Annotated in this window: 20 protein-coding genes; 10 read left to right on the top strand and 10 right to left on the bottom strand. The window is 51.1% G+C overall.

Annotated elements, in window-relative coordinates:
- Nucleotides 1–2 precede the first annotated feature (2 nt).
- Nucleotides 3–935 (bottom strand): leucine-rich repeat domain-containing protein, encoded by a 933-nt coding sequence (locus DCW36_RS16695; protein ID WP_164891166.1) that lies wholly within the window; start codon nucleotides 933–935, stop codon nucleotides 3–5.
- An 80-nt stretch (nucleotides 936–1,015) separates the two neighbouring features.
- Nucleotides 1,016–2,686: an alkaline phosphatase PhoX gene (locus tag DCW36_RS16690; RefSeq protein ID WP_114781942.1), complete on the bottom strand. Its 1,671-nt coding sequence runs from the start codon at nucleotides 2,684–2,686 to the stop codon at nucleotides 1,016–1,018.
- Nucleotides 2,687–3,024: 338 nt separating this feature from the next.
- On the opposite strand from DCW36_RS16690, the gene DCW36_RS16685 reads away from it, so the two are divergent.
- On the top strand, nucleotides 3,025–5,016 hold the full coding sequence (locus tag DCW36_RS16685; RefSeq protein ID WP_114781941.1) for a cytochrome-c peroxidase: 1,992 nt from the start codon (nucleotides 3,025–3,027) through the stop codon (nucleotides 5,014–5,016).
- 126 nt (nucleotides 5,017–5,142) lie between these two features.
- Here DCW36_RS16685 and DCW36_RS16680 read toward each other — a convergent pair whose 3' ends face one another.
- From DCW36_RS16680 to DCW36_RS16670, 3 genes are all read right to left on the bottom strand, one after another.
- Entirely contained in the window at nucleotides 5,143–5,619 is a 477-nt protein-coding gene (locus DCW36_RS16680; RefSeq protein ID WP_240676215.1) for a hypothetical protein, read from the bottom strand.
- Between the two features lie 292 nt (nucleotides 5,620–5,911).
- On the bottom strand, nucleotides 5,912–6,298 hold the full coding sequence (locus tag DCW36_RS16675) for a hypothetical protein (RefSeq protein ID WP_114781939.1): 387 nt from the start codon (nucleotides 6,296–6,298) through the stop codon (nucleotides 5,912–5,914).
- Nucleotides 6,299–6,578: 280 nt separating this feature from the next.
- The gene (locus tag DCW36_RS16670) at nucleotides 6,579–7,694 is read right to left on the bottom strand and encodes a hypothetical protein (protein ID WP_128396989.1); all 1,116 of its coding nucleotides are present in this window, start codon (nucleotides 7,692–7,694) and stop codon (nucleotides 6,579–6,581) included.
- A gap of 35 nt (nucleotides 7,695–7,729) precedes the next feature.
- On the opposite strand from DCW36_RS16670, the gene DCW36_RS16665 reads away from it, so the two are divergent.
- The 5 genes from DCW36_RS16665 to DCW36_RS16645 all read left to right on the top strand — a co-directional run bounded on the left by DCW36_RS16665 (nucleotide 7,730) and on the right by DCW36_RS16645 (nucleotide 13,493).
- On the top strand, nucleotides 7,730–8,050 hold the full coding sequence (locus DCW36_RS16665) for a 2Fe-2S iron-sulfur cluster-binding protein (RefSeq protein WP_114781937.1): 321 nt from the start codon (nucleotides 7,730–7,732) through the stop codon (nucleotides 8,048–8,050).
- Nucleotides 8,051–8,059: 9 nt separating this feature from the next.
- Nucleotides 8,060–8,653 carry a thymidine kinase gene (locus tag DCW36_RS16660; protein ID WP_114781936.1) on the top strand — a complete coding sequence of 198 codons (594 nt, stop codon included), beginning with the start codon at nucleotides 8,060–8,062 and terminating at the stop codon, nucleotides 8,651–8,653.
- Nucleotides 8,654–8,935: 282 nt separating this feature from the next.
- The gene (gene porZ, locus DCW36_RS16655; RefSeq protein WP_164891165.1) at nucleotides 8,936–11,278 is read left to right on the top strand and encodes a type IX secretion system anionic LPS delivery protein PorZ; all 2,343 of its coding nucleotides are present in this window, start codon (nucleotides 8,936–8,938) and stop codon (nucleotides 11,276–11,278) included.
- Nucleotides 11,279–11,989, top strand: coding sequence for a DNA repair protein RecO (gene recO / locus DCW36_RS16650; RefSeq protein ID WP_114781934.1), 711 nt, complete (start codon nucleotides 11,279–11,281; stop codon nucleotides 11,987–11,989).
- Nucleotides 11,990–12,140: 151 nt separating this feature from the next.
- Complete coding sequence (locus DCW36_RS16645; protein ID WP_114781933.1) at nucleotides 12,141–13,493, top strand: DEAD/DEAH box helicase; 1,353 nt, start codon at nucleotides 12,141–12,143, stop codon at nucleotides 13,491–13,493.
- 61 nt (nucleotides 13,494–13,554) lie between these two features.
- Here DCW36_RS16645 and DCW36_RS16640 read toward each other — a convergent pair whose 3' ends face one another.
- From DCW36_RS16640 to DCW36_RS16630, 3 genes are all read right to left on the bottom strand, one after another.
- Nucleotides 13,555–14,007 carry a hypothetical protein gene (locus DCW36_RS16640; protein WP_240676214.1) on the bottom strand — a complete coding sequence of 151 codons (453 nt, stop codon included), beginning with the start codon at nucleotides 14,005–14,007 and terminating at the stop codon, nucleotides 13,555–13,557.
- Between the two features lie 143 nt (nucleotides 14,008–14,150).
- The gene (gene upp, locus DCW36_RS16635) at nucleotides 14,151–14,810 is read right to left on the bottom strand and encodes a uracil phosphoribosyltransferase (RefSeq protein WP_114781932.1); all 660 of its coding nucleotides are present in this window, start codon (nucleotides 14,808–14,810) and stop codon (nucleotides 14,151–14,153) included.
- Nucleotides 14,783–15,730 (bottom strand): GNAT family N-acetyltransferase, encoded by a 948-nt coding sequence (locus DCW36_RS16630; RefSeq protein ID WP_114781931.1) that lies wholly within the window; start codon nucleotides 15,728–15,730, stop codon nucleotides 14,783–14,785. Before DCW36_RS16630 ends, upp begins: the two co-directional genes overlap by 28 nt.
- Before the next feature lie 121 nt (nucleotides 15,731–15,851).
- Here DCW36_RS16630 and DCW36_RS16625 point away from each other — a divergent pair, with 121 nt between their 5' ends.
- Nucleotides 15,852–17,522 (top strand): hypothetical protein, encoded by a 1,671-nt coding sequence (locus tag DCW36_RS16625; protein WP_114781930.1) that lies wholly within the window; start codon nucleotides 15,852–15,854, stop codon nucleotides 17,520–17,522.
- A gap of 458 nt (nucleotides 17,523–17,980) precedes the next feature.
- On the opposite strand, the gene lpcA is transcribed toward DCW36_RS16625, so the two are convergent.
- A complete protein-coding gene (lpcA, locus tag DCW36_RS16620) occupies nucleotides 17,981–18,565 on the bottom strand; it encodes a D-sedoheptulose 7-phosphate isomerase (RefSeq protein WP_114781929.1) in 585 nt (194 codons plus the stop codon).
- Nucleotides 18,566–18,694: 129 nt separating this feature from the next.
- On the bottom strand, nucleotides 18,695–20,530 hold the full coding sequence (locus DCW36_RS16615) for an ABC transporter ATP-binding protein (protein WP_114781928.1): 1,836 nt from the start codon (nucleotides 20,528–20,530) through the stop codon (nucleotides 18,695–18,697).
- A 375-nt stretch (nucleotides 20,531–20,905) separates the two neighbouring features.
- On the opposite strand from DCW36_RS16615, the gene DCW36_RS16610 reads away from it, so the two are divergent.
- From DCW36_RS16610 to DCW36_RS16600, 3 genes are all read left to right on the top strand, one after another.
- Nucleotides 20,906–22,444, top strand: a complete 1,539-nt coding sequence (locus DCW36_RS16610; RefSeq protein WP_114781927.1) for a YifB family Mg chelatase-like AAA ATPase — start codon at nucleotides 20,906–20,908, stop codon at nucleotides 22,442–22,444.
- Between the two features lie 257 nt (nucleotides 22,445–22,701).
- Complete coding sequence (locus DCW36_RS16605) at nucleotides 22,702–23,283, top strand: porin family protein (protein ID WP_114781926.1); 582 nt, start codon at nucleotides 22,702–22,704, stop codon at nucleotides 23,281–23,283.
- Nucleotides 23,284–23,504: 221 nt separating this feature from the next.
- A complete protein-coding gene (locus tag DCW36_RS16600; RefSeq protein WP_114781925.1) occupies nucleotides 23,505–24,080 on the top strand; it encodes a porin family protein in 576 nt (191 codons plus the stop codon).
- Nucleotides 24,081–24,186 lie beyond the last annotated feature (106 nt).

Below are 24,186 nucleotides of genomic sequence, written 5' to 3'. Positions count from 1 at the left end.
TTTTAAAACTGTATAAAAGCCTGCGGAAGCGCCTTTCGGATTCTTTCTTTCTCTGCATCTGGGAAGTTGTTTCCGGCCAGCAGCAGCGTGCGTAAACTTGTTAAATGTTGCAGGTTGGCCGGTAGTGTGGTGAGCTGGTTGGAGCTGAGGTCCAGCAACTGCAGCGAGCTTAGCTTTGTCAGCTGTTCGGGGATGGTTCGTAGCTGATTGTGCCCCAGCAGCAGGGCCTGCAAAGACGGCAGTTTGCCCATTTGCTCCGGCAGGGCTGTCAGCTGGTTAAAGTCTAAGGCCAGCGTTTGGAGTTCTTTCATGTTTGCCATTGATGCAGGTAGCTCGCGCAAATGGTTGTGACTCAGTGCCAGTGTTTGGAGGTGTTTTAGTTTCCCGATTTCGGCGGGCAGTACTTCCAGGTGGTTATAGTTCAGGTTCAGGGCATGCAGTCCCTTCATGTGCTTTACTGCGGGCGAAACAGATCTGATTTTGTTTTCGTCGAGCTGCAACACCCGGAGCTTTCGCAGCTTACCAAATCCGGCATTAAGTTCTGTAAAATGATTGTGCCCGAAATCAATTTGCTGCAGGTGCTTCAGTTCATAAAAAGCAGCGGGCAGTTCTACCAGCTCGTTCTCCCGGAAGGTTACTTCCTGCAGGTGTTGCAGCCTGGCTACTTCTGGGGAAATCGTGGTGATCTTGTTTTTCATGGCATTGATAAACTGCAGGTTTACCAGTTCGCACAGGTCTGGTGTAAAGCTGTAGTAGTTCTGTTGCCGGATATTCAGCCGGTATACCTGCTCCTTTTCCTGCAGGGCCTCCGTTACATTGTCGTATATGCTGGCTGCAGCAAGTTCCGCCTCTGTCAGTAGTCTTGCTTGCGCGGCAACCTGCTGCAACAGCCCCAGGAGGATGATCCAAAGACCGATAATAATGAACCGTTTCATGGTGAATTTCTTCTGATTTAAAACAGGAAAAAGGCTACGGCACAGCGCCATAGCCTTTTAAAACCCTCTTGATGAACTTGTTATTTGTTTGTTTGTAAAATTCTGGTAGTTGCTTTCTGATTGTTCACCTGCAGGCGCACCAGGTACATGGCGTTGCCTGCTCCGGCTGCCGGACTAAGATTAAACGTGTGCGCGCCGGCAGGCATGCTTCCATTGAACAACGTTTGAATAACATTGCCCTGCATATCGTGCACCTCCAGTACCACAGGTGCCTGCGCCGGCAGCGTTACCTTTACCTTGGTGCTTGTCTGGAACGGGTTCGGATACACTTCCAGCATTTGGGCTGCTGCCTGTGCCTGCGCAGTAGTTTCGGATTGTTTACCCAGGAACTGCTTGCGGGCAAAAACGATGGTAGCGCTGTTATTGAAGATAACATCCTGTCCTGAGGCATCTGTTACGACAGTGGTGTTCGCTGCGCTGGGGTGTTGCAGGGATACAAAACCGTACTTAAAGTCAGGCGAAAAAGTAAGACCCGTAGATTCGGAGCCGCGTGGCGTGGTCATGAACAGGTCGAGGTGCGGAGTTGCCGGGGTGTGGTCGGGGCGAACAACCCACAGGTTGTTGCGGCCGCCATCCTGCAGGGCCCACAGGTTGCCTTCGCCGTCAAAGGTCAGGTTGTCGATGCCGGTTCCCCAGTCTTCCAGTTGTGTGCCTTCGCCGTAGTTTACCTCGAACTGCTGGCGTGTTACCCATGCCTCTATTTCAGAAACAGTCATGCCTTCATCTTTAAAGCGCCAGATAGTGCCGGTGCCTTTGGAGGTGAAGTACATCTTGCCGTCCGGGCCAAATTCAACATCTTCCGGGCTGCTCCAGTTGGTGCCGCCTACGGCAGGAGCTAAGGTTCTGGTGTTGTTCCGATCTGCCTGCGTGGTGTTTGGTACCTGCACCCATTCACCGGTTGTTGGATCAGTGCTGCTGCGCTTCAGTACATAAAGTGTTCCTTCTGACAGGTTGCCTGGCTGGTTAGCGATAAATTTGTACACGCCGCTGCTGCCTCCGTCTTCGGCTTGGTAAACGGTAACACGGTCCTGGCTAATAGCAATGTTCTCGTGGTTCATGCGGCCCAGTGCCCACAGTTTGTCGGGTTGTCCGTCTCCGTCGTAATCCACTATCTTGCCGGAAACCGGGTCGATCTCTACCTGCCAGCCCACATCCTGGTAACCATCGCCGTTGGCGTCGCCGGTGTTGTAGGACTCTTCTGTCGTGATAACCGTTCCCCAGGGGGTAATGCCGCCGGAGCAGTTACGGTCAGTTTTAACCAGCGGCGTGAAATCTACCTTTCTGACAGCGTCTACCACCCATTGATTAGAGGCTTCGTCCAGGTGCAGGTCCAGGATGGAAACGCCACCCGGGTTGTTTTCGTGGTTAATAGCCAGGTAACCTTCTTTGCTGCTGCCGTTTTTGCCGACAAAGGCTGTAAAGTCGTTGTTGCCTGGCATAATACCGGTAGCGCCTGTTGTGTAAGCGGTAGTACCTGATTTCGCGAGCAACTGGAATGTGTGCGTTTCAGCAGGAATTACCACAGTGCCTGTCTGGCCGGTTGGTCTTACCGAAGTAAAACTGCCAATCATGTTTTTAGCCGGCAGGCCGCTGCCGGCTGCAGTCTGAGATTGTGCAACAGCTTTCTGAGTACTAACAGCCCCTGCCGATACCATTGCAGCAACGAACAGGCTTTTGTAAACTTTGCTCATAGTTTTTAAGCTTTTTAAATGATTTGTTTGATGCACAAAACAACAAAGGCTGGTTTACTTTAAGATTAGCGCAGGTTTACCTGTTTATTATCAATCGGGTGGCTATATAAAGATTTTGTTATATCGCATCATGTAAAAGTAAAGGCTACTTTCTCTGTACCTAACAGCAGAGGCTGTGGTGGCAGGTGCAGCAGAATTTAAGTAGCTCAAATTGAGCGTGGACAGTGGAGGCGAGGGCGGGCGGCTCAGTAATTTGTTAACCATTGGATAACACAGGCATAAAAAAACGGTAACAGCTGTTTCTTTCTTTTGCAGCAATCCTACATAAGTTTTTCCCTATGATTTTCAACAGTTTGTTTAACCGGAAAATAAATCTGAAGCAATCGCTGTTGCTGCTGAGCCTTTGCCTGTTTCTGGGCGTAACGACAAGCTCCTTTAAAAAGACCGAAACTTCGGGGCAGGTGGCAGGTGCTGTCAGGCAACGATTTATGCAGGATGTGGCAAACCTGCAGCAGGAGGCGGGGCAGCTAACGCAAACGCTGCAGTTGCTGGAACAGGAGCAGCTAACCCTTGCACAGGCACAGCAGGATTTTATAAAAGTAAAGCAGGCGTATAAGCAGGTGGAGTTCCTGGTCGAGTACCTGGACCCGGAGCTGGCAAAACACATCAATGGAGCGCCTATCCCCAAAGTGGTGGTAGAGAAAGCCGAGTACCAGGCATTTTCGTCTTCAACGCCAAACTTCGGGACTTTTCAGCCCGAGGGATTGCAGGTGCTGGAGGAACTGCTGTTTGCAGAAAGCTTTTCTCAGGGCATGGCAAAGGAAGCTGTGGTGCTGGCGATTACGTTCGAAGAAAAAACAGCGCTGCTTGCCAACAGTTTATATAAGCAGCCGCTGACCGATAAACAGGTGCTGGAGAGTATGCGCGAAGAGCTGCTGCGCGTCATGACCATGGGCATTACAGGTTTTGATGCTCCCGCTACTGTGCATGTCCTGGAAAATGCAGCGACAGCTTTACAACCCGTACTGGCAAATGTAAAAGAATATGACAAAGTAGCTGGCGGCAAGGCAAAAGAACAGACTGGAAAAGCAGCCCGGTTGCTGGAGCAGGTCATCCGTTACCTGCAGCAGCACCCGGATTTCGATTCGTTCGACCGCCTGTACTTTATAAAAGAACTGGCAGATCCGGCTTACGCCTCGCTCACAGCTATGCAACAGGTGCTGGCGTATGAGCTGCCATCCGTTGCCAAACCCGTAAACGACCGCGCCACCAGCCTGTTCAGCCCTGATTTTCTTCAGACGGCGTATTATGCCAAGCAGGACCGGAAGGAGCAGCAGCCCGAACTGGTGGCACTCGGCAAGCTCCTGTTCTTCGACCCGGTGCTGTCGGCAAATAACGAGCGCTCCTGTGCCAGCTGCCATGCGCCTGATAAAGCGTTTGCTGATGGTCGTGCCCGTAGTGTCGCATTTGATTTTAATGGAACGGTAAAACGGAACTCGCCTACCTTGCTCAATGCTGTTTACAGTACCGCTTACTTCTGGGACGGACGCGCCCGTTACCTGCAGGACCAGGTGCCGGATGTAGTGGCAAACGCCGATGAGCTGCACGGGAACTACGAAGAGGTTGTCCGGAAACTGGCGCAAAGCAGAACTTACCGGAAACTGTTCCGGAAGGCCTTTGCGCACGCGCCCAACAGCAGCCTGAGCGTGAACACCATCAACAGAGCCATCGCGGCCTACGTGCAAAGCCTCACCGCCCTCAACTCCCCCTTCGACCGCTACATGCGTGGGCAGACAGAGGCGCTAAGCGCACCGGCCAAACGGGGTTTTAACCTGTTCATGGGAAAAGCCGGTTGCGCTACCTGTCATTTCGCGCCTGTTTTCAACGGCACCGTGCCGCCCCGTTTTACCGAAAGCGAATCGGAAGTGCTGGGCGTGCCTGCCGCTGCCGATTTTGCACATGCCGAACTGGATGCAGACATCGGGCGTGCCGGCATTATACCGGCAGCTGTTTTCCGTCATTCCTTTAAAACACCCACGGTACGGAATGCAGCCCTTACCGCACCCTATATGCACAACGGCGCTTTTGCAAGACTGGAAGAAGTGGTGGAGTTTTATAACCTGGGCGGAGGGGCCGGTATTGGGTTGGAGGTGCCCAACCAAACATTGCCTGATACGCCACTCAACCTGACGCAGCAGGAGAAAGAAGACCTGGTTGCTTTTATGGAATCGCTCACAGATACGACAGCAGTGTCTGCAGTGCCAGACCACCTGCCGCTCTTCCCGGCAAAGCTAAACTTAAACGAAAGACCTGTAGGAGGCAGGTACTAAACGCAGATGCAACATTACAGCCATTTTCTGGGAGCAGTGGCTGTGGTGGCAGGTGCAGCAAAAAATAAGGAATGGAAAAAGAAAGACAGGTACAAGGCGTACCAACAAAGGTGGTGCTGTGGGGGCTTAGCGGGCGTTTCGGAGCTGCGCTACCCGGGCTTTTTTTGCCTGCCGGACCAGTTCGATCAGGCTGCCCATTTGCGACTCATCTACTTCCAGCGGAAGCACCATGACGGTTTTCTCCGAAAATAAATGTATGCGGCGGTGGCGCGTTAACAGATAGAGCATCAGGAAAAAACCGCTGAACAGGGCAAAGGAGTCGTTGTAGTACACCATAAAAGCCGCCAGCAGACTCAGCCCGAAATAAAGCACTTTCCCGGTGGTTTTTACTTCCCATCTGGTGATATCCTCCAGCTTGATAGACTGGCAACCCTGCAGCTCCCAGAACCTGTGCTTCAGAATCACGCGGCAGTTGGTTAGCGTCAGTTTCTTATCCATCGTCTGAATAATATACTGCTCACCATCCTGCATCCGATGGGCAGGCGCCAGCGAAAGGAGATTAAGTTTGCTTAGTTTCAGGTGTGGTATCGGCGACAGTAACACAGTTCCGGGTTTACGTTTCTTTACTTCTTCAATGATTCACAGCGTCAGCAAATGGTTGCATCCAGTGTGAAATTTTATATATAAATTTCTTATTTATATATGTTTAAAAAGTAAACTGCATAGCAAATTAATAATTTATATTTATAAAAAGAAGTATCAGGTTAATATGTTGCCTGAATATTTTGGTTTATCTGGCTGATTTTGAGCAAATATCAGCTACAAGAGGCGGCTAAAATGCAAAAAGCCTTCTTTTACAGAAGGCTTTTTGCGCTGGCAGTATAAATTTTAGTTACTATTCCGACAGGTAGAATTCCCCTTCATGCCCATGGGCGCGCTGGTTTTTGAAACGTGCTATATCAGCCTGCATATTTTCATAGATTTCCATGACTTCCTCCGACTCCTCGGTTAACGGCTTAATGTGCTCGCACAGGAGCTTGGCTGCCAACGGATAAAACTTGGTATCGTCGGTATTTTTTGCATTCACCTTGAAATTACTCACGGATGTTTCCAGCTTGCGCAGGGCAGGATGCTTGCCTTTAAACTCCTGGATGGTGTCACGAAGTTTTTCACGAATCATCAGGTAGAGGTCCTCCTCAAACGTCATCCCGAAGTCGTCATCATCGTCGTCATCGTCGAAGCTGTAATCTACATCGTCATCAAAATCAAAATCGTCTTTCATGGCAGATAATAAGGTTAATTAAGTAAGTAAATATTACGGGCTTAAGCACGCTTTGTGACACTGTTAATTCACTTTTTGGTAAAGGAGGACTGTTGGAAAGCGTTGGTTCCGAAACCGCCGAAGTGATGATTAAAGCGCATAATTAACATTTCGGTTGATTTTTTGCAACAACCTCCGTGCTCTCTGTTAAAATGTTTATAAGTAATCCGGTAAAAAAGGATTCAAAAAATTAATGCCTGCCGGCAGAGGCGCCATCAACAGCTGTGTGGTTTATTGCTGGTTAAGCAAACTTGCGCTCGATCAGTTTCAGCAGCTTGTGTACATGCTCCTGCTTCTTGCTCCAGTCGTATTTGCCGGCCAGGTCACGGTTTACGTAGTTGATGGCATCGTTGGGGTTGTCGTATTCATCGAGTTGCTTTATGGCCTGGTAATAGGTCAGGTTGTCGCCGTCGAACAGTTCGTTAATAAAACTGAAGCGCTGGTTAATGGAGATAGAATTTTTTAGCGACTCGATCTTGCGGTTACTGTGCGCATCGGCCAGCGTGGCGGTTTCGCCTTTGCGGAAGTTCTCGTTTAAGGTAGGCCTTTCGGATGCCCTGAAGCGTTCGTTCAGGCTGCCTTCAGGGGCCGGAGCGGGTTTGGGTGCCGGCGGCGGTGCAGGCGCTTCTCTTTGGGCATTATGAACAGGAGCCACCACCTCTTTTTCGGCTACAGGGGCTGCAGGCGCAGGTTTTGCTGCCACAGGTGCCGCTGCGGGGGCTGGAGCAGCAGCAGTTTTGTTTACAAGCTGCTCTTCGTTTATGGGAAGCAGTTTGTTAAACTGCTCTGCCAGGCTGCCCAGGGAGGTGCGGCTGTTCTGGTTTGCATTCATAAACAACCTGAAGCGGCTCAGGATATAGTCGCGGTCGTTGCCGGAAGCCGAGAGCGTATCGGTGAAACGCACAAAAAGCTGTTTGTCCAGGTCGATGTACTTCAGGTTTTCCTTTAGCTTGGGCAGCGTTATTTCTTCCTGTATGCGCAGGAATTTGTCCTCGAAGATGGCTACCGGGTCCAGTACCAGCAGGAATGTGTCGTGAATGGCTTTTTGCAGCAGCGGCTCAAAGCTGTTGCGTTTCATGCTTATTTTGCGCGACAGCACGTTCATGAAATTGACAAGCGCCTCTTTCACTTCCTCGTTTTCAAAATCAAAGTAAGGGCTCCGGAGGTTGGCCATTTCATGATGCCACTTAAACAGCAGCTCCTTTATCATAAAAAGATTTACCTGCTTAACCGGCGTAAAGCCGATCAGTTGTGGGCCATTTATGGTGTCGTGCGATGCGAAATGACGGTCGCAAAGGACATTTGCCAGGTCTTTACTGTAACGCTCTAGCTGTAATTGATTATATTTGTCTTCCATTTTGTTTCTCTTTCTTTTGTAAAGTTATAAATAATATGCCAAAGTTGATTGTGCAAAACCTGGCAGAAGGCCAGGTGGAGGTAGCGCCGGGGCAAACGCTGCTGGAAGCACTGCAAAAAGCTGGCATAGCCTGGATGTTTGCCTGCGGGGGCAAAGGCCGCTGTACCACCTGCAGGCTGGAGGTGCGGGAAGGGCTGCAGCATGTTGGCCCGCCGTCGGCAGTCGAAGCAAAGTACCAGGAAAACGGCAAACTAAACAAAAAGGAACGGCTGGCATGCCAGAGCACCCTGACCGGCCCGGTGGCAGGGGTGGTGCCGGAAGACACAAAGCTGCCACACATAAAATATACTGATTAGTTTTTATAGATGTTTGTAGAACCGCGCGTTGGTAACAAGCACCACGCAAGCAGGAGGGGCTGGATTGAGGTGATCTGCGGGTCGATGTTCTCCGGCAAAACAGAAGAGCTGATACGACGGCTGAACAGGGCCCGCATTGCAAAGCAGAAAGTAGAGATTTTTAAACCCGCTATCGATAAGCGCTACCACGAGCTGGATGTCGTGTCGCACAATGCCACCGCAATCCGCTCCACTCCCATCGACTTTGCGAATGATATGCTGTTGTTGGGCGGCAGCTGCGATGTGGTAGGCATAGACGAAGCACAGTTTTTTGACGAAGGGCTGGCGGAAGTTTGTGTGAAACTGGCCAACAGCGGGGTGCGTGTAATTGCGGCCGGCCTGGATATGGACTTCCGGGGCAAACCCTTCGGGCCGATGCCTGCGCTGATGGCCGTGGCAGAGTATGTTACCAAAGTGCATGCCGTGTGCGTACAGTGCGGCGATAATGCCACGTACTCCTTCCGCAATGCGGTGTCGGAACAGCAGGTGCTGCTGGGCGAAACAGATTCCTACGAAGCCCGCTGTCGCCATTGTTTCCTGGAGGGGATGAAGGGGAAGAAGTAGCATCTGGTGCAGTGGCTGTGGTGGCAGGAGCAGAACAGGTTTTTAAAGGAATAAAGGCCAGCTTCTCCGGAAAAGAAGGCAGGAAGGGGTACAGTGTATCAGTTTCAGCTGTTTTATTCCGGCTGTTCCTCCCGATAGAACAATCCTAAGCCTCAAAAACCATATTTTTTCTGTATCATAAAATTTATTTTTATAAATTCTGTTACAGAATAAGAAGCCAGGCAGAAGAGCAGCAGGAACAGGAAGGTAGTTGCAGGCTTTTACGATAGCAAAATGTTGTACATGAAAATCAGATACAGATTTCACCGGATGCGGTACTTTTTGGGCTTAATGGCAGGTATATGCCTGCTGTTTGGCAGCTTTTGTGCAGTTGGGCAGAGCAAGGTGGGCATTGGCGACTGGCAGGTACATGTGCCGTACCGCCTGGGCAAAGCTGTAGCCGAAGCCGGCGATAAGGTATACTGTGCAACCGAGCAGGGCCTTTTCTATTTCGATAAAGAATTTAACACCACCGAAACTCTTACCAAGGTAGATGGGCTGAAGGAACAACGCATCAACGCCATCCGCTACGATGAGGCTACCAACACACTTGTCATCGGTTATGCCAACACCAACATCGACCTGCTCCGCGGCAACAGGATCATCAACATAAGCGACATCTTCCGGAAATCGATCACAGGCGAAAAAAGTGTTAACCACATTTACATCCATAACAAGCTGGCTTATATTTCCTGCAGCTTTGGGGTGGTGGTGCTGGACCTGGTAAAGCTGGAGATAAAAGATACCTACAGCAGCTTAGGGCCGGCGGGCCAGGTGGTAAATGCACAGGCCACCACCACCTTCGGCGACAGCATCTACATTGCTACTGATCGTGGTATACTGGCTGCAAAATATACAGGCAGCAGTAACCTGCTGGACTTTAACAACTGGAAAAATATAAATGCAGGTATACCTGCACAGGCGAGAGTTACATCCCTGGTGGCCTTCAATGGTAAAGTATATGCCGGTACAGCTGCGCAGGGATTATACGCCAGAGGTGGTCAGGTATGGCAGCAGGTGCCGGTAAACAGTGTAAACAGCATCGTCAGCCTTACGACGGGCGGCAGCTACCTGGTAGCGGCTACTCCTGCAGGGGTGCTGCTGCTTAACCAGAACGGGCAGCCGGAGCTGGTTACAAATGCATTGCTGCAGCAGCCCCGCGAGGCGATTGCAGGCGCCGGTAACATGTTATGGGTGGCCGATGGCCTGCAGGGGTTGGTGAAGCTGGAGTTAACGGGTGCTAATGCCGTGGTTTATACGCCCAACGGACCTTTCTCCAACAACAGTTTCAGGATGTATGCCACCAATGGCAGGGTCTATGGCCTGAGCGGTGGTTATGATGAGTTCTATGAACAGCGTGGCCGTTATGATGGGTTTTATGTTTATGCCAACAGCGCGTGGCAGAACTACAACAGCACGCTTTACCCTGACAGAGCAGATTACCCCGGCGTAAATGATGTCGTTGGCGCAGTGTATAATCCTGTAACCGATAAAATGTACTTTGCCAGCTACGGCAGCGGCTTACTGGAGTGGGGTGGCCTGGGCAACTATACATTATACAACGGCCTGAACAGCCCGCTTTTAACAGCTGTTCCGGATGGTTCTGATAAAACCCAGTATATCCGTATAACCGATTTGGCTGTGGATGCGGAAGGCAATGTGTGGGTGGTGAACAGAAACCAGAAAGCAAACGGGCCCGGGCTGCACGTGCTCCGGAAAGATAACACCTGGCAGTCTTTTGCAGTACCCAACAGGGTCGACTGGAGTGCAATGGACAGGATACTGATTGATGACTACGACCAGAAGTGGCTGTCCATCAGCAGGCGCCAAACGATAGAGAATGGTTTGTATGTGTTTGATGATGAAACCATGCAATCGCGGTATCTGTCGATTGGGGAGGGTAGCGGCGGATTGCCCAGTGGTGATATCTACGCGATGGCAAAGGACCTGAATGGGGAGATATGGATAGGAACAGGCAACGGGGTAGCCGTTTATTTTAACCCGGGAGATGTTTTTTCTGCACAGTCGTTTGATGCACACATTCCCATTATCAACAGAAGACCATTGCTGGACGGGCAGGGGGTGCGTTCTATTGCCGTAGACGGTGCTAACCGCAAATGGATGGCTACCGATAACGGGCTCTGGCTTTTCAGCCCGGACGGGGATGAGCAGATTTATCATTTCACGACAAGAAACAGCCCGCTGCCTTCCGATAAAGTGCTGTCGGTGGCGGTAGAGCACCAGTCGGGGGAGGTGTTTATTGCCACCGATGCCGGTATTGCCTCTTTCAGGGCAGGCGCTACTGTTACAGAAGGTACTCCCGATTGTGCCACGGTTTTCCCGAACCCGGTGCGTAGCGATTTTTCCGGTCTGATTGGTATTTCGGGGTTGCCCAACAATGCCAGCGTCCGGATTACCGATATTGCAGGCACCTTAGTTTATAAAACGCAGGCAACCGGCGGCACCCTAACCTGGGACGCCCGCAGCTATAACGGGAAACGCGTAAAAGCAGGCGTATACCTGGTGATGAGCGCAGACCGGGACGGGACCCAGAGCTGTATCAGTAAAATTGCGATCCTGGAATAAATGCTGGTAAAAACACGCGGTATTGTCCTGAACTACATCAAGTTTCGGGAGTCTTCCATCATCACGAAGATCTACACCGAGCAGCTGGGTGTGCAGTCGTACATCGTAAACAGCGTGCGCAAGAAAGGCAGCAGCTCCCGCATAGCGCTGTTCCAGCCTTTCACGCTGCTCGATATGGTGGTATACAGCTCCCACAAAGGCGGCCTTTCCCGTATTTCCGAATACCGCTCCGGGCATCCTTTTTCAACCATTCCGTTCGATATCCGGAAGAGCAGCATCCTGCTTTTTTTATCGGAAATAGTATCCAAAACCGTAAAGGAAGAAGAGGAAAACCAGCCCCTGTTTTCTTTCCTCTACAATGCCATCATCACTTTTGATGAAATGGAAACGGGCTACGAAAATTTTCACCTGTTCTTTTTGCTGCAGCTGAGCCACCACCTGGGCTTTGGACCAAGTACGGGTGCCGAAGTGGTAGAGCAGGTAGCCTTTTCAAGCAAAGCGCAGGCGCCCGGAGTAGCTCCAACGGTGCTGGCCATTCAGGCACACGAAGCTTACTTCGATCAGCTGCTCCGCCAACCCGATAACCCGGGCATTCCCAGCGGCAAGGTGCGGCGGGAGCTGCTGGCAATTCTGATCCGGTATTACCAGTTGCACGTAGAGCGGCTGGGCGAAATAAATTCGCTGGCGATACTTTCGGAAGTGCTTTCGTAGCAAAGGCGCTCTAAAAGCCTTGCTGCACCTGCCACCACAGCCACTGCTCCTTTTCTGCACCTGCCACCATTGCCACTGCTGCTGCCTGCACTCACTCCTTCCGTACCCCTTCCGTAAAAAAGCGTACCTTTGTACATTAACTTAAACAACCATGGCCGAAGAAGCAGAAAAAGAAATAAGCACGTTCGAAGATTTTAAGCTGAACAAGCAGCTGCTCAATGCCATTGCCGAAGCCGGTTACCAGAAGCCGACGCCCATCCAGCAGCAGGCCATCCCGCTTATTATGGCGGGGCACGACATCCTGGGCATTGCCCAGACCGGCACCGGCAAAACCGCAGCTTACCTGTTGCCGCTGCTCCTGAAGGTGAAATATGCGCAGGGCCAGCATCCACGGGCCATCATACTGGCGCCCACCCGCGAGCTGGTGATGCAGATAACAGAGAATATCGCCCTGCTGGGCAAATACACCGACCTCCGCTTTACCGGCATCTATGGCGGCCTCGGCCCGAAAACGCAGATTGAAACCATCAGCAAAGGCATAGACATCATCGTGGCCACTCCCAAGCGCCTCATGGAGCTGTACCTGAAAGGGGAGCTGGTACTGAAGGAGCTGAAGACGCTGATACTCGACGAGGCCGACAAGATGATGGACATGGGTTTTATGCCGCAGATTCGCCAGATACTGGAGGTAATCCCGCGCAAGCGCCAGAACCTGCTGTTCTCGGCTACCATGCCCGAAAAAGTGGTGCAGCTGTCGGAGGAGTTCCTGGAGTTCCCGATGCGGGTGGAGGTAACGCCACAGGCCACGCCCGTGGAAACCGTAAGCCAGGTGCTGTACCAGGTGCCGAACCTGCGTACCAAAATTGCCATGCTGGAGTACCTGCTGCAGGATGCCGAAGAGTTTAACCGTGTCATCATTTTTACCCGGAGCAAGCGTAATGCGGAGAGCGTGGCCAAGTTCCTGGAGCGCCAGGAGCTGGGCGAGGTGCGGGCCATTCACGGCAACAAAGGCCAGAACACCCGCATCAATGCCATGGAAGCTTTTAAAGGAGGCGAAGTGCGTTTTTTGGTAGCAACCGATGTGGCGGCTCGTGGTATTGACGTGAGCATGGTGAGCCATGTGATCAATTTTGATGTGCCGTTTGTGTACGAAGACTACGTGCACCGCATTGGCCGCACGGGCCGGGCCGAAAACGAGGGCGCTTCTATTACCTTTGCCAACGAAGCCGAAATGTACCATATCCGCAAAATTGAGAAGCTGATACGGATGCAGCTGCCTGAGCAGCCGCTGCCGCCGGCGGTGGAGGTGTTTAAAACACCGTTTGAGGAGCAACAGGAAATTGCCATGGAGATAGACCGGCAGAAGCGCCGCGAAAATCCGGACTTCAAAGGGGCTTTCCATGAGAAAAAGGCTATTCCGAAAGCAAAACCAACCAAAACCAGGCGCGACCCTAAAGCATCGTTCTGGCAGAAAACGAAGAAGAAAGGAAGCGGGAAACGTTAACAAAAAGAAAGCCCGGTGTTTGAGAGACACCGGGCTTTCTTTTTGTTTCACCTTAAATTTTTTAGAACATGCCGGAAAACAACTGCCGGAACTGAAATGCCACAAAGGTGAGGGCAAAGCTCCATAAAACAGAACTCCAGAGCATGTTCAGAATAATGTTTTTACGCGGCGCACCAAACAGGGCCGCTACAATGGTACCAATAATCGGCGTCAGCAGCAAAGGCGTCAGGAAAGCAATGCCTTTAATGCCGAACTTAGACCAGACTTTCACGATATTCCGGTTTTTCTTGCTGAACACAGGTTTATTCCGCGCAATACGACGTCTTGATAACCAGCCTGCTGCGGCTCTTCCTGCAAAAGAAAACACCACCACACTCGTCATCATGCCGGCAATTGTAAGCAAAACGGTTTCGAAGTAAGACAGCCCCAGCGAAATACCGGTTACAGGACCTCCAAAAAACTTCACCATGCTCACCATGTATACCGACAAATATTTTATTATCTCCTCTATCACAACCTTGCTGTTTAGTTTTGTATTATATCAGACCCACTGCCTCTACTCTTGTTTATACGCGCAAACTTATATAATAAAATGTCATTTTACTAACATAAGTATAGTGATATAAAAAAACTAAAACGCATTGAAGGGGCGCATTCTTATATTTTGGGGCCAAAAGCCAGGTCACCTGCATCGCCAAGGCCTGGCACAATGTAAAAGTTCTCGTTTAACCGCTCATCCAGGTCGCCCAGCCAGATGCTTGCCTCCGGCACCTGTTCCTGTACATAAGCTATGCCTTCGGGCGCTGCAATAGCTGCCGCAATGTATACCTGGCTGGGCGTACCGCGGCAGAGCATTTCCCGGTACGACCGTACCAGCGATTTCCCGGTGGCCAGCATCGGGTCGGCCAGAATCAACACTTTCCCCTCCAGGCTGGAAGAAGCCATGTATTCCAGGCAAATCCGGACATCAGGCTGCTGGTGCTCCTCTACCCGGTAGGCCCCCACAAAGGTACTGTATGCCTTGTCGAAGTAGTTGAGCATGCCCTGGTAGAGCGGCAGTCCTGCGCGAAGAATGGTTGCCAGCACCGGTTGTTCTGTCAGCAGCAGCGTTTCCCGGTCAGCCAGGGGTGTGGCGATGGTGGAAGTTTTGTAGGAAAGCGTTTTAGATATCTCGTATGCCAGCAGCTCGCCCAGGCGCTCCAGGTTGCGGCGGAAGCGCAGGCTGTCGCGTTGCACGTGAATGTCGCGCAGCTCTGCCACAAAATGGTTGGCAATAGAAGGCTGACTTGTCAGGATGTGGAGGTTCTGTTTTTCCATGGGAGGTACCAGGGCCGGTTTTGTTTCTTTAAAGATACGTAGGGTACGGGCGTAGCGCCAAAATTAGCGTAAAATTTCGCGACCGATGGAATCATGCTACCCTCAAAATCCAGGATACGGTTGCTGCCGGCGTACTTCCGGATGCAGCTGTCGAGCAGGAAGGCCATGGCATACACCCGCCTGCCTGCTGCAGAGGAGGAGGAGAAAAGGAAGATGATCTTATCCTGCTGGTGTACGAGCAGTGCAGCCGCATACAATGTACCGGTGCTATCTACTACCTGCAACAGCTCTGCCCGCTGGCGCTGCTGCAGCTCCTTGTACAGCTGAGCGAGTAAAATGTAGTGCTTCTGCTTTACATCGTGCAATTCTCTGCCTTTTGTACTTTTAAAAAGCCGGATCAGGGGTTCAATAGTCGATAGCTGCTTTACCTCCAGCCCCAGCCTGGGCGATCTTTTTGTTTTAGGACGGTGCTTGGGCAGGTAGTTGCGGTAAATATGCTCGTAACCTGGCTTTAGATCAAGGTGATAGTTTACCCGTTCCTGCTTCTGGTACTCCGTGATGGTACTCAGGTCGAGGCTGGTGTTGGCTGTATTGAGCTGAAGGTGCACCTGCTTGTACCTGGCCGGGATCAGTTGCAGGTAAGGGGGCAGCTCTCTGAAGCGGCTCCGGCTGGTCGTAAACAGGCCCAGTTGCTGTGTATAAAAAGGCTGCTGCACACGCAGTTGCCATAATCTGCGGACCAGCGGCAGCGGGAAAACCGACACATACACACCCTCCTGTTCCTCTACTACCGCATCCCAACGCTTGCATACCGTGTTCAGGTACCAGGAACAGGCATATAGGATATATTGTTCAGAAGCCTCAACACAGGCATCCCAGGCATCAAAATCGATCTGGTGATGGGGCAGGTAGCGCAGCATAAGGTGTAAAGCAGGTTTATTCTCCTGCTAAAGTAGAGATTCAGCAGGTTTTCCGGAACATTATTTTGCCAAAAGAGTAAATTCGGACTTCGAAAGTAAAACTTTCCTATACCTTTATTCTATGAAATTTCTAGTATTTACTTTGTCCTGCTGTGTGTTATGCAGTGCGCCGTTGCTGGCGCAGGATGTGTACATGCCTTACAACCGCGATACGTACCACCTGGTGGACCGCTACCAGATAAAGTATGGCAGCGAAGTACCGCAACTGCAAACCAGCGTCAGGCCCTATGGCCGCAAAGATGTAGCTGCCCTGGCCGAAATAAGCGCCGCCAACGCGACAACGGCAGTTGATGAGTTTAACACAGCCTATCTCCTGAACGACAACTGGAACTACACCACTGCCGAAGACAACGAGAGCGACAAACCCATCCTGAAATACTTTTACCGCAATAAAACCGACCTCTACCACTACGAGAGCGAAGATTTTACCCTGCGCGTAAACCCCGTACTGCACCTGGAGCTTGGTCTGGATAACCAGACCGATGGCGCCCGCTATGTAAACACCCGGGGCGTGCAGGTAGAAGGCAGCATAGACGGCAAGTTCGGCTTTTACACGTTTATCGGCGAAAACCAGGCAAAGTACCCGGGTTACGTAGTAGACAGGATCGCGCGCGACAATGCAGTGCCGCACGAAGGCTTCTGGAAACGCTTTAAAGGCGACGGCTACGATTACTTTACCGCCAGGGGCTACCTGAACTACTCGCTTTCTAAACATGTGGAGATACAGCTGGGGCACGACCGTCATTTTATCGGCGATGGCTACCGCTCCCTTGTCTACTCCGACTATGCGCCGCCGGCTTTTTTCCTGAAGCTGAACACGCGTGTCTGGAAGCTGCACTACATGAACCTGTTCCAGGAGCTGACGTCTGAGTTTAACCGTGCTGGAGGCGATTTGCTCTTTCCCAAAAAGTACATGGCTTTTCACCGGCTGGGCGTGGATGTAACCCGAACGTTTAATGTGGGTGTGTTTGAGTCGATTATTTTTGCCCGGGGCGAAGGCAAGTTTGAATTGCAGTACCTCAACCCCATCATCTTCTACCGCAGCGTGGAGCAAATGATCGGCAGTGAAGACAATGCTTTGCTGGGAGCAGACTTCCGCTGGAATATCTGGAACCGGGTGCAGCTGTACGGGCAGCTGATGCTGGATGAGTTTCTGCTGGATCGCGTAAAAGCCGGAACGGGCTGGTGGGCAAACAAGCAGGCCGGGCAGCTGGGGGCAAAATACATCGATGCCTTCGGGCTCTCCAACCTCGATTTGCAGGGCGAAGTGAATATTATCCGGCCCTACACTTACCAGCACCTCGACCAGTTCCGGAACTACCAGCACTACAACCAACCGCTGGCGCACCCCATCGGTGCCAACCTGTACGAGCTGATCGGAATCATCCGTTACCAGCCCCTGCCACGCCTGAACCTGGTGGCCAAAGGCATTGCCACCCGCTACGGGCAGGACCAGGTATCCGCTGCCGATACCATCAACTGGGGTAACAACGTGCGGCTTCCCTATACCGAGCGCCCCACCGACTTCGGCCATAACATCGCACAAGGCATCACCACCAATCAACTGTTTCTCGACTTCACGGCTACCTACCAGCTGCGGCATAACCTGTTTATCGACCTGAAGCAGATCCTGCGCCGCAGCAATGCTAATAATAATGCCTACGATTCAAACACAGCCTTTACCTCTGTTGCCTTCCGCTGGAACATCCCGCAGCGCCTGCATGAGTTTTAAAGTTTAGGAGTTAGAGAGTTTAGGAGTTTGGGAGGTAGAAAGGTAGAGAGTTTGGGAGTTAGAAAGGTAGAAAGGTAGAAAGGTGGTGATTTTGTAGGGGTTGAAGATTTTCAACCCTGTAACGGAAAGGCAGAGAGGTTGGGGTATGGCTGTAGAGACGCGGTGCCCGCGTCTCCTGTACGAACCACAGACAAATCCAATCCTGTTATTCCTTAAATCTTCTTAATTTTGTTCAGACAAAAAAATCCGTTCAGACAAAGCAGCAGTGACTATGGTGGCAGGAGCAGAAAGAAGTTTTTTTGTCTGAACCAGGATTTACCAGATTAGTGGATGAACAGGATTAGGGTGTGTAAATTAAGGTTTGTCTGTGGTTCGTGAATGAGTTGAAAATCTTCAGCCCCTACAAAAATTTCTACCTCTACCTCTCTACCTCTCTACCTCCCAAACCCCCAAACTCTCTATCTTTCTAAATCCAACAGTTGCTGTTCGAGCAGCAGGATGAGGATGTGGATGATTTTGATGTGGACTTCCTGGATGCGGTCGGCGTAGCCGAGGTGGGGCACGCGTATCTCCACATCGCATAGCGGGGCCAGTTTGCCGCCGTCTTTGCCTGTTAAGCCTACTACCTTCATGCCTTTGGCGCGGGCTGTTTCGGCCGCTTTCAGGATGTTGCCGGAGTTGCCGCTGGTGCTGATGGCCAGCAGCACATCGCCGGTGTTGCCCAGGGCTTCGAGGTAGCGTGCAAAGATGTGGTCGTAGCCGTAGTCGTTGCCCACGCAGGTCAGGTGGCTGGCATCGGAAATGGCAATGGCGGGTATCGCTTTGCGCTCGTTGCGGTAGCGGCCGGTCAGTTCTTCGGCAAAATGCATGGCATCGCACATGGAGCCCCCATTGCCACAGGATAATATCTTACCGCCCTTTTTTACAGCATCCGCCATAACGACTGCAGCCCGCTCCACAGCTGCAATGTTGTTGGTGTCGGAAATAAAAGCTGCGAGTGTTTTCTGAGCTTGTGTGAGCTCTGCCAGTATGGTCGTTATCATTAATTTTACTTGTTTGCCTGTTTTGCCGCTGTTCCGGATGCGGTAGTTATTGCTTGCTGTTCCTGAAGAACTGGCGCCAGCTCCCTGAATTAAACTAAGTTATGCCTTTTTGCCTGTTGCAGCGAACAACTATGCGAGCTGCATTTGCGTGAGCTTTGCATACAGGCCGCCTGCGTATTGCAGTTCGCTGTGCGTGCCACGCTCCACCACACGCCCTTTCTGCAGCACGATTATCTCATCGGCATGTTGTATGGTACTGAGGCGGTGCGCTATTACAATAGAGGTTCGGTTTTTCATCAGGTTGGTAAGTGCCTCCTGCACCAGTTTCTCCGACTCCGTATCCAGGGCCGAAGTGGCTTCGTCGAGGATCAGGATAGGCGGGTTTTTGAGGATGGCGCGGGCAATGCTCAGGCGCTGCCGCTGTCCCCCGGATAGTTTGCTGCCCCGGTCGCCGATTACGGTCTGGTAACCGTCGGGTGTATGCATAATGAACTCGTGTGCGTTGGCGATCCTGGCTGCTGCTATCACCTCTTCCTCTGTCGCGTCTGTTTTATTGAAGGCGATGTTGTTAAAGATGGTATCGTTAAAAAGGATTGACTCCTGCGTTACCACGCCCATTTTATCCCGCACCGATTCGATGGTATATTCCCGGATGTCCTGCCCGTCGATCAGTATCTTTCCGGCGGTAGGGTCGTAGAAGCGCGGGATCAGGTCGGCAAGGGTGGATTTGCCACCGCCGGACGGACCTACGAGTGCGATGGTTTTGCCTCTCGGAATGGTAATGTCGATATCCTGCAGTACTGTTTTTTCGCCGTACCCAAATTTTACATTCCGGAACTCGATGCTTTGCTCAAAAGCCTGCAGTGTTTTAGCGCCCGGTTTATTTTTTATTTCGGGCATCGTATCAATCACTTTCAGCACCCGCTCGCCCGACACCAGTCCCCGCTGTATGTTGCTGAAGGATGCGGACAATGCCTTGGCCGGCACCAGCACCTGCGAGAACAGCACAATGTAGGCTATAAACTCGCTCGGCTCCAGCTCCGACTGCTGGTTGAGCACAAGCATGCCGCCATAATACAGCAGTCCCGCCACCACTGTTACCCCCAGGAACTCCGACAATGGCGATGCCAGGTCGCGCTTGTAAGCAATGGAACGCTGTATGTTAGCATAACGGTTGTTCTGGTCCTGGAACTTGTCGAGGATGTAGGGCTCGGCATTAAAGGCTTTGATTACCCGGATGCCGCTGAGCGTTTCGTCGATAATGGTCAGGATAAAGCTCAGCGACTCCTGCCCCTGCTGCGCACTGCGCTTCAACCGTTTAGAAATGCCGGCTATTATACCGCCCGAAATAGGCAGCAACAGCAGCGTAAACAGCGTGAGCTTTACCGACATCGAGAAGAGCACAATAAAGAAAGCGATAATCGAAATAGGTTCCCGGATTACAACCGTCAGTGTATTCACCACCGAGCCTTCCACCTCCTGTAAGTCCACGGTCAGGCGCGTCATCAGGTCGCCTTTGCGCTCGTTGGAGAAGTAGCCTAGCTGCAGCTCCGTTACGCGCTGGTACACCGCATGGCGCATTTTCTGGACCACGTGCGCCCGCAGCGAGCCTATTACCCGGAAGGCCAGGTACCGGAACAGGTTGGCAAAAAAGACGGAAACAATCAGGATAAGACACACGAATACCAGTGCCCCCTGCCGTCCCTCCTGCAGAATAATCTGACCGAAGTAGTATTTAAAAAAGCCGGTTACAAAATTAATGGTGAAGCTGAAGGCAGGTTTTTCGGCTACCATCAGCGAGGCATCGTCGGCGCCTACAGTGCCAAACAGCACATCGAGCAGCGGCATGATAAGGGCAAAGTTAAAGAGCCCGAAAATAATGCCGAGAACGGTGTATATAGTATACAGCGGCACAAAGCGGCTGTATGGCTTTGCGTACTGCAGTATCCGAAAATAAGTATTCATATATAATTGTAGCTCCGGGTGTAGTCAGGGTGCCGGTATTGCCATTCAGGGGGCAACAGCCCGGGCGGATTTTAAACTTGTGACTTTTTCCGGAGCAAATAAACCAGGAAATAAATGCTCTCTCAGGACATCCAAATGGAAAGTCGCTGCAAAGATAGCCAAATTACATGCGAATTTGTACTTTGTTTGCAGGAGTAGTTATTTTAAGCATAAATCTGTTGTTAACTGCTGCTGCCTTGCTGTTAGGTGCATCAAAAACAGCAGGTACGGAATGCTCCGGAAAAACTTTAGGTTGCTGCGCAAGGGTGCAGGAATTAATTTTGTTGCCCGTATGTTCCGGCTCGGGATAATCATATTTTTTTACGACACACATACATGCTGGTTAAAACATTTGGAAGTGCAGTGCAGGGAGTAAACGCCTACACGATAACAGTAGAGGTGAATGTAACGGCAGGCGCTAAGTACTTTGTAGTTGGCTTGCCGGATAATGCCATTAAAGAAGGGGAACTGCGGATAGAGTCGGCGCTGAAGCACTATGGCTACCGCATGCCACGCCAGAAAGTAGTCGTGAACATGGCCCCTGCCGACATCCGGAAAGAAGGCTCTGCTTACGACCTGACCATTGCCATGGGCATACTCGCATCCTCAAGCCAGCTCAATGCCGATAAACTGTCGCAGTACCTGATTATGGGGGAGCTGTCGCTGGATGGCTCGCTCCGCCCGATCAAGGGTGTGCTGCCCATCGCCATACAGGCCCGCAAAGAGGGCTTTAAAGGTTTTATTCTGCCTGAGCAAAATGCCCGCGAAGCCGCCATTGTGAATAACCTGGATGTAATAGGCGTAACGACAATACAGGAAGCAGCAGAGTTTCTGGACGGCAAGCGTACCATTGAACCACTCGTAATAAATACCCGCGATATTTTTGAAAATGCCGTAGACCAGTATGCCGCCGACTTTGCCGATGTGCAGGGGCAGGAGAACATCAAGCGGGCACTGGAAATAGCCGCTGCCGGCGGCCATAACGTGATCATGATCGGACCACCCGGGGCAGGCAAAACCATGCTGGCCAAACGCCTGCCGTCTATCCTGCCGTCCCTGTCGATGCACGAGGCACTGGAAACGACCAAAATACATTCGGTGGCTGGAAAACTGGGTACCGAGGCATCGCTGTTGTCCACGAGGCCTTACCGCTCGCCGCACCACACCATTTCGGATGTAGCGCTGGTAGGCGGCGGCGGTGTGCCGCAGCCCGGCGAGATTTCGCTGGCGCATAACGGGGTGCTGTTCCTGGATGAGCTGCCAGAGTTTAAGCGCTCGGTGCTGGAAGTGATGCGCCAGCCGCTGGAAGAGCGGCGGGTAACTATTTCACGAGCCAAATCCAGCATCGATTTCCCGGCGAACTTCATGCTGATTGCCAGCATGAACCCCTGCCCCTGTGGCTATTATAACCATCCGGACAAGGAGTGTGTGTGCGGCCCGGGCATTGTGCAGCGTTACCTGAACAAAGTGAGTGGTCCGCTGCTCGACCGCATCGACCTGCACGTGGAAGTTACGCCTGTTTCGTTTGACGAGATGATCTCCACCCGGAAGTCGGAAGACAGCATTACGATACGCGAGCGGGTGGTGGCGGCCCGCCAGGTACAGCGCGAGCGTTTCAAAAACTTCCAGGAAATTCATTCCAATGCCATGATGCCCTCCCAGATGGTAAAGGAAATCTGCCGCATCAACGACGCTGGCAGCACGCTCCTGAAGACGGCCATGGAGCGCCTGGGGCTCTCTGCCCGGGCCTATGACCGCATCCTGAAAGTAAGCAGAACGATAGCCGACCTGGCCGGCAGCGAAGAAATAAAAATTGAACATTTGGCAGAAGCCATTCAATACCGCAGCCTCGACCGGGAAGGCTGGGCCGGGTAAAAAGTGGTTTTGGCGTAACGTAGTGTAAGCCAGTATTGTGTAAGCAAAAATTTTGCTACCTGTAGCCTGTATATTTGTGCCCTGTAAGTAGCCAAAGGCCTTTATTTGCCTTTGTGGCTGTACTTCCGGTTACCTAAAATTAACATGCTTTTTTAGACTTTTTTTAAAGGGGTGCGTAATAGGCATAAATCGCAACCTGGCAACAAATGAGGCTGTCAGGCCGGTTTGTCCATACGTAAACCTAAAACAAAAAAACTATGAAAAAAGCATTCCTGTTATTAGCTGTTATGCTTACAACAGCAATTGCCGCCCATGCTCAGGTGAGTATCGGGGTAAGAGCAGGCGCCAACTATGCCGGATTCGATGGAACCAGTGCCAATGAAAATTATGATAGAATTTGGGGCTTCCATGGTGGTCTGACGGCAAACTTTGCTGTTGTTGAGGATTTCTTTTCAATACAGCCTGAAGTGTTGTATTCTATGAAGGGGGGGGAACTCAAGACTGATGTTGATAAGTGGAAAGTAAATTACATTGATATACCTGTACTTGGTAAAATAAATGCTGGCCCACTATATTTTGAGGCTGGACCTCAATTGTCAATACGGGCAGGTGGTGAAGTAACAGGACCTGTGGCAAATCCAAACAAAGACATCATGAAGCGTACTAGTTTTGGTTACGCTGCAGGTATTGGAGTTGCTGCAACAGCAATAGGGGCAAGTATTGGTGTGCGCTTTAATGGAGATATATCAAAATTATATGATAAAGATATAACTTACGGTAATTTTAGAAACTCTGTATTTATGTTAACACTCGGCTTCGCGTTCCCGGGCAGCAGATAATGCCTCAAAGCTATTAGTACAAAATAAAACCAGTAAGAGGGCGCCCGAAAAGGACGCCCTCTTTTTTTGCCCTGATTGCTGCGCCTGGCGCGCCTCTGTACCCGGTCTGTTTTTTAGCCTTTTTCTAAAGGATGTCGTAAAAAGTTTAAACCCGGGTCTGGCTAAAAAAGGTCGTCCCGGGAGTGTATGTGGCATATTTATAAACCTAAAACAAAAAAACTATGAAAAAAGCATTCCTGTTATTAGCTGTTATGCTTACAACAGCAATTGCCGCCCATGCTCAGGTGAGTATCGGGGTAAGAGCGGGTGCCAACTTTTCCGGATTTGCCGGCGAAGGGGCGAAAGACAATGAACTGGATATGATCTGGGGCTTCCATGGCGGGCTTACGGCCAACTTTGCCGTTGTAGAAGACTTCTTCTCCATACAGCCCGAAGTGCTTTACTCTATGAAAGGAGCTGAGAATGAAGCAAACACAGAAGAATGGAAAGTGAATTATATTGATGTGCCTTTACTTGCAAAAGTTAGTGCCGGCCCCTTATACTTTGAATTTGGCCCGCAGTTTTCGTTAAAGGCAGGAGGTGAAACAGTAGGGACGACCCATACCAAAGAGAATTTTAAAAGAGGAGCTTTTGGTTATGCGGCAGGGCTGGGTTTAGCTGCTACAGGATTGGGAGCAAGTGTAGGAGTACGCTACACCAGCGATTTTACTAAACTTTATAAAGACGAAAGCCACCCTAATTTCAGAAACTCCGTATTCATGCTTACACTCGGCTTCGCCTTTCCGGGCAGCAGATAATGCCTGAAAGCGACTTTGTTGCAACGGATATAAGAAGGGGATATAGCTTGATTAAAAAGTAGAGTTGTAGCGTATCTTAGAAGCGACCAAACTTTTAAGAAGCGAT

This window comes from Botryobacter ruber (assembly GCF_003347595.2).
GTDB lineage: Bacteria > Bacteroidota > Bacteroidia > Cytophagales > Hymenobacteraceae > Pontibacter > Pontibacter ruber_A.
The sequence above is the reverse complement of the archived record's forward strand: the minus strand, read 5'-3'. Positions and strand labels throughout refer to the sequence as shown.

What these genes read in the sequence shown, in the direction of transcription:
- DCW36_RS16695 (WP_164891166.1), bottom strand. Translation starts at nt 935, where the DNA reads ATGAAACGGTTCATTATTATCGGTCTTTGGATCATCCTCCTGGGGCTG.
- DCW36_RS16690 (WP_114781942.1), bottom strand. Translation starts at nt 2,686, where the DNA reads ATGAGCAAAGTTTACAAAAGCCTGTTCGTTGCTGCAATGGTATCGGCA.
- DCW36_RS16685 (WP_114781941.1), top strand. Translation starts at nt 3,025, where the DNA reads ATGATTTTCAACAGTTTGTTTAACCGGAAAATAAATCTGAAGCAATCG.
- DCW36_RS16675 (WP_114781939.1), bottom strand. Translation starts at nt 6,298, where the DNA reads ATGAAAGACGATTTTGATTTTGATGACGATGTAGATTACAGCTTCGAC.
- DCW36_RS16670 (WP_128396989.1), bottom strand. Translation starts at nt 7,694, where the DNA reads ATGGAAGACAAATATAATCAATTACAGCTAGAGCGTTACAGTAAAGAC.
- DCW36_RS16665 (WP_114781937.1), top strand. Translation starts at nt 7,730, where the DNA reads ATGCCAAAGTTGATTGTGCAAAACCTGGCAGAAGGCCAGGTGGAGGTA.
- DCW36_RS16660 (WP_114781936.1), top strand. Translation starts at nt 8,060, where the DNA reads ATGTTTGTAGAACCGCGCGTTGGTAACAAGCACCACGCAAGCAGGAGG.
- porZ (WP_164891165.1), top strand. Translation starts at nt 8,936, where the DNA reads ATGAAAATCAGATACAGATTTCACCGGATGCGGTACTTTTTGGGCTTA.
- recO (WP_114781934.1), top strand. Translation starts at nt 11,279, where the DNA reads ATGCTGGTAAAAACACGCGGTATTGTCCTGAACTACATCAAGTTTCGG.
- DCW36_RS16645 (WP_114781933.1), top strand. Translation starts at nt 12,141, where the DNA reads ATGGCCGAAGAAGCAGAAAAAGAAATAAGCACGTTCGAAGATTTTAAG.
- upp (WP_114781932.1), bottom strand. Translation starts at nt 14,810, where the DNA reads ATGGAAAAACAGAACCTCCACATCCTGACAAGTCAGCCTTCTATTGCC.
- DCW36_RS16630 (WP_114781931.1), bottom strand. Translation starts at nt 15,730, where the DNA reads ATGCTGCGCTACCTGCCCCATCACCAGATCGATTTTGATGCCTGGGAT.
- DCW36_RS16625 (WP_114781930.1), top strand. Translation starts at nt 15,852, where the DNA reads ATGAAATTTCTAGTATTTACTTTGTCCTGCTGTGTGTTATGCAGTGCG.
- lpcA (WP_114781929.1), bottom strand. Translation starts at nt 18,565, where the DNA reads ATGATAACGACCATACTGGCAGAGCTCACACAAGCTCAGAAAACACTC.
- DCW36_RS16615 (WP_114781928.1), bottom strand. Translation starts at nt 20,530, where the DNA reads ATGAATACTTATTTTCGGATACTGCAGTACGCAAAGCCATACAGCCGC.
- DCW36_RS16610 (WP_114781927.1), top strand. Translation starts at nt 20,906, where the DNA reads ATGCTGGTTAAAACATTTGGAAGTGCAGTGCAGGGAGTAAACGCCTAC.
- DCW36_RS16605 (WP_114781926.1), top strand. Translation starts at nt 22,702, where the DNA reads ATGAAAAAAGCATTCCTGTTATTAGCTGTTATGCTTACAACAGCAATT.
- DCW36_RS16600 (WP_114781925.1), top strand. Translation starts at nt 23,505, where the DNA reads ATGAAAAAAGCATTCCTGTTATTAGCTGTTATGCTTACAACAGCAATT.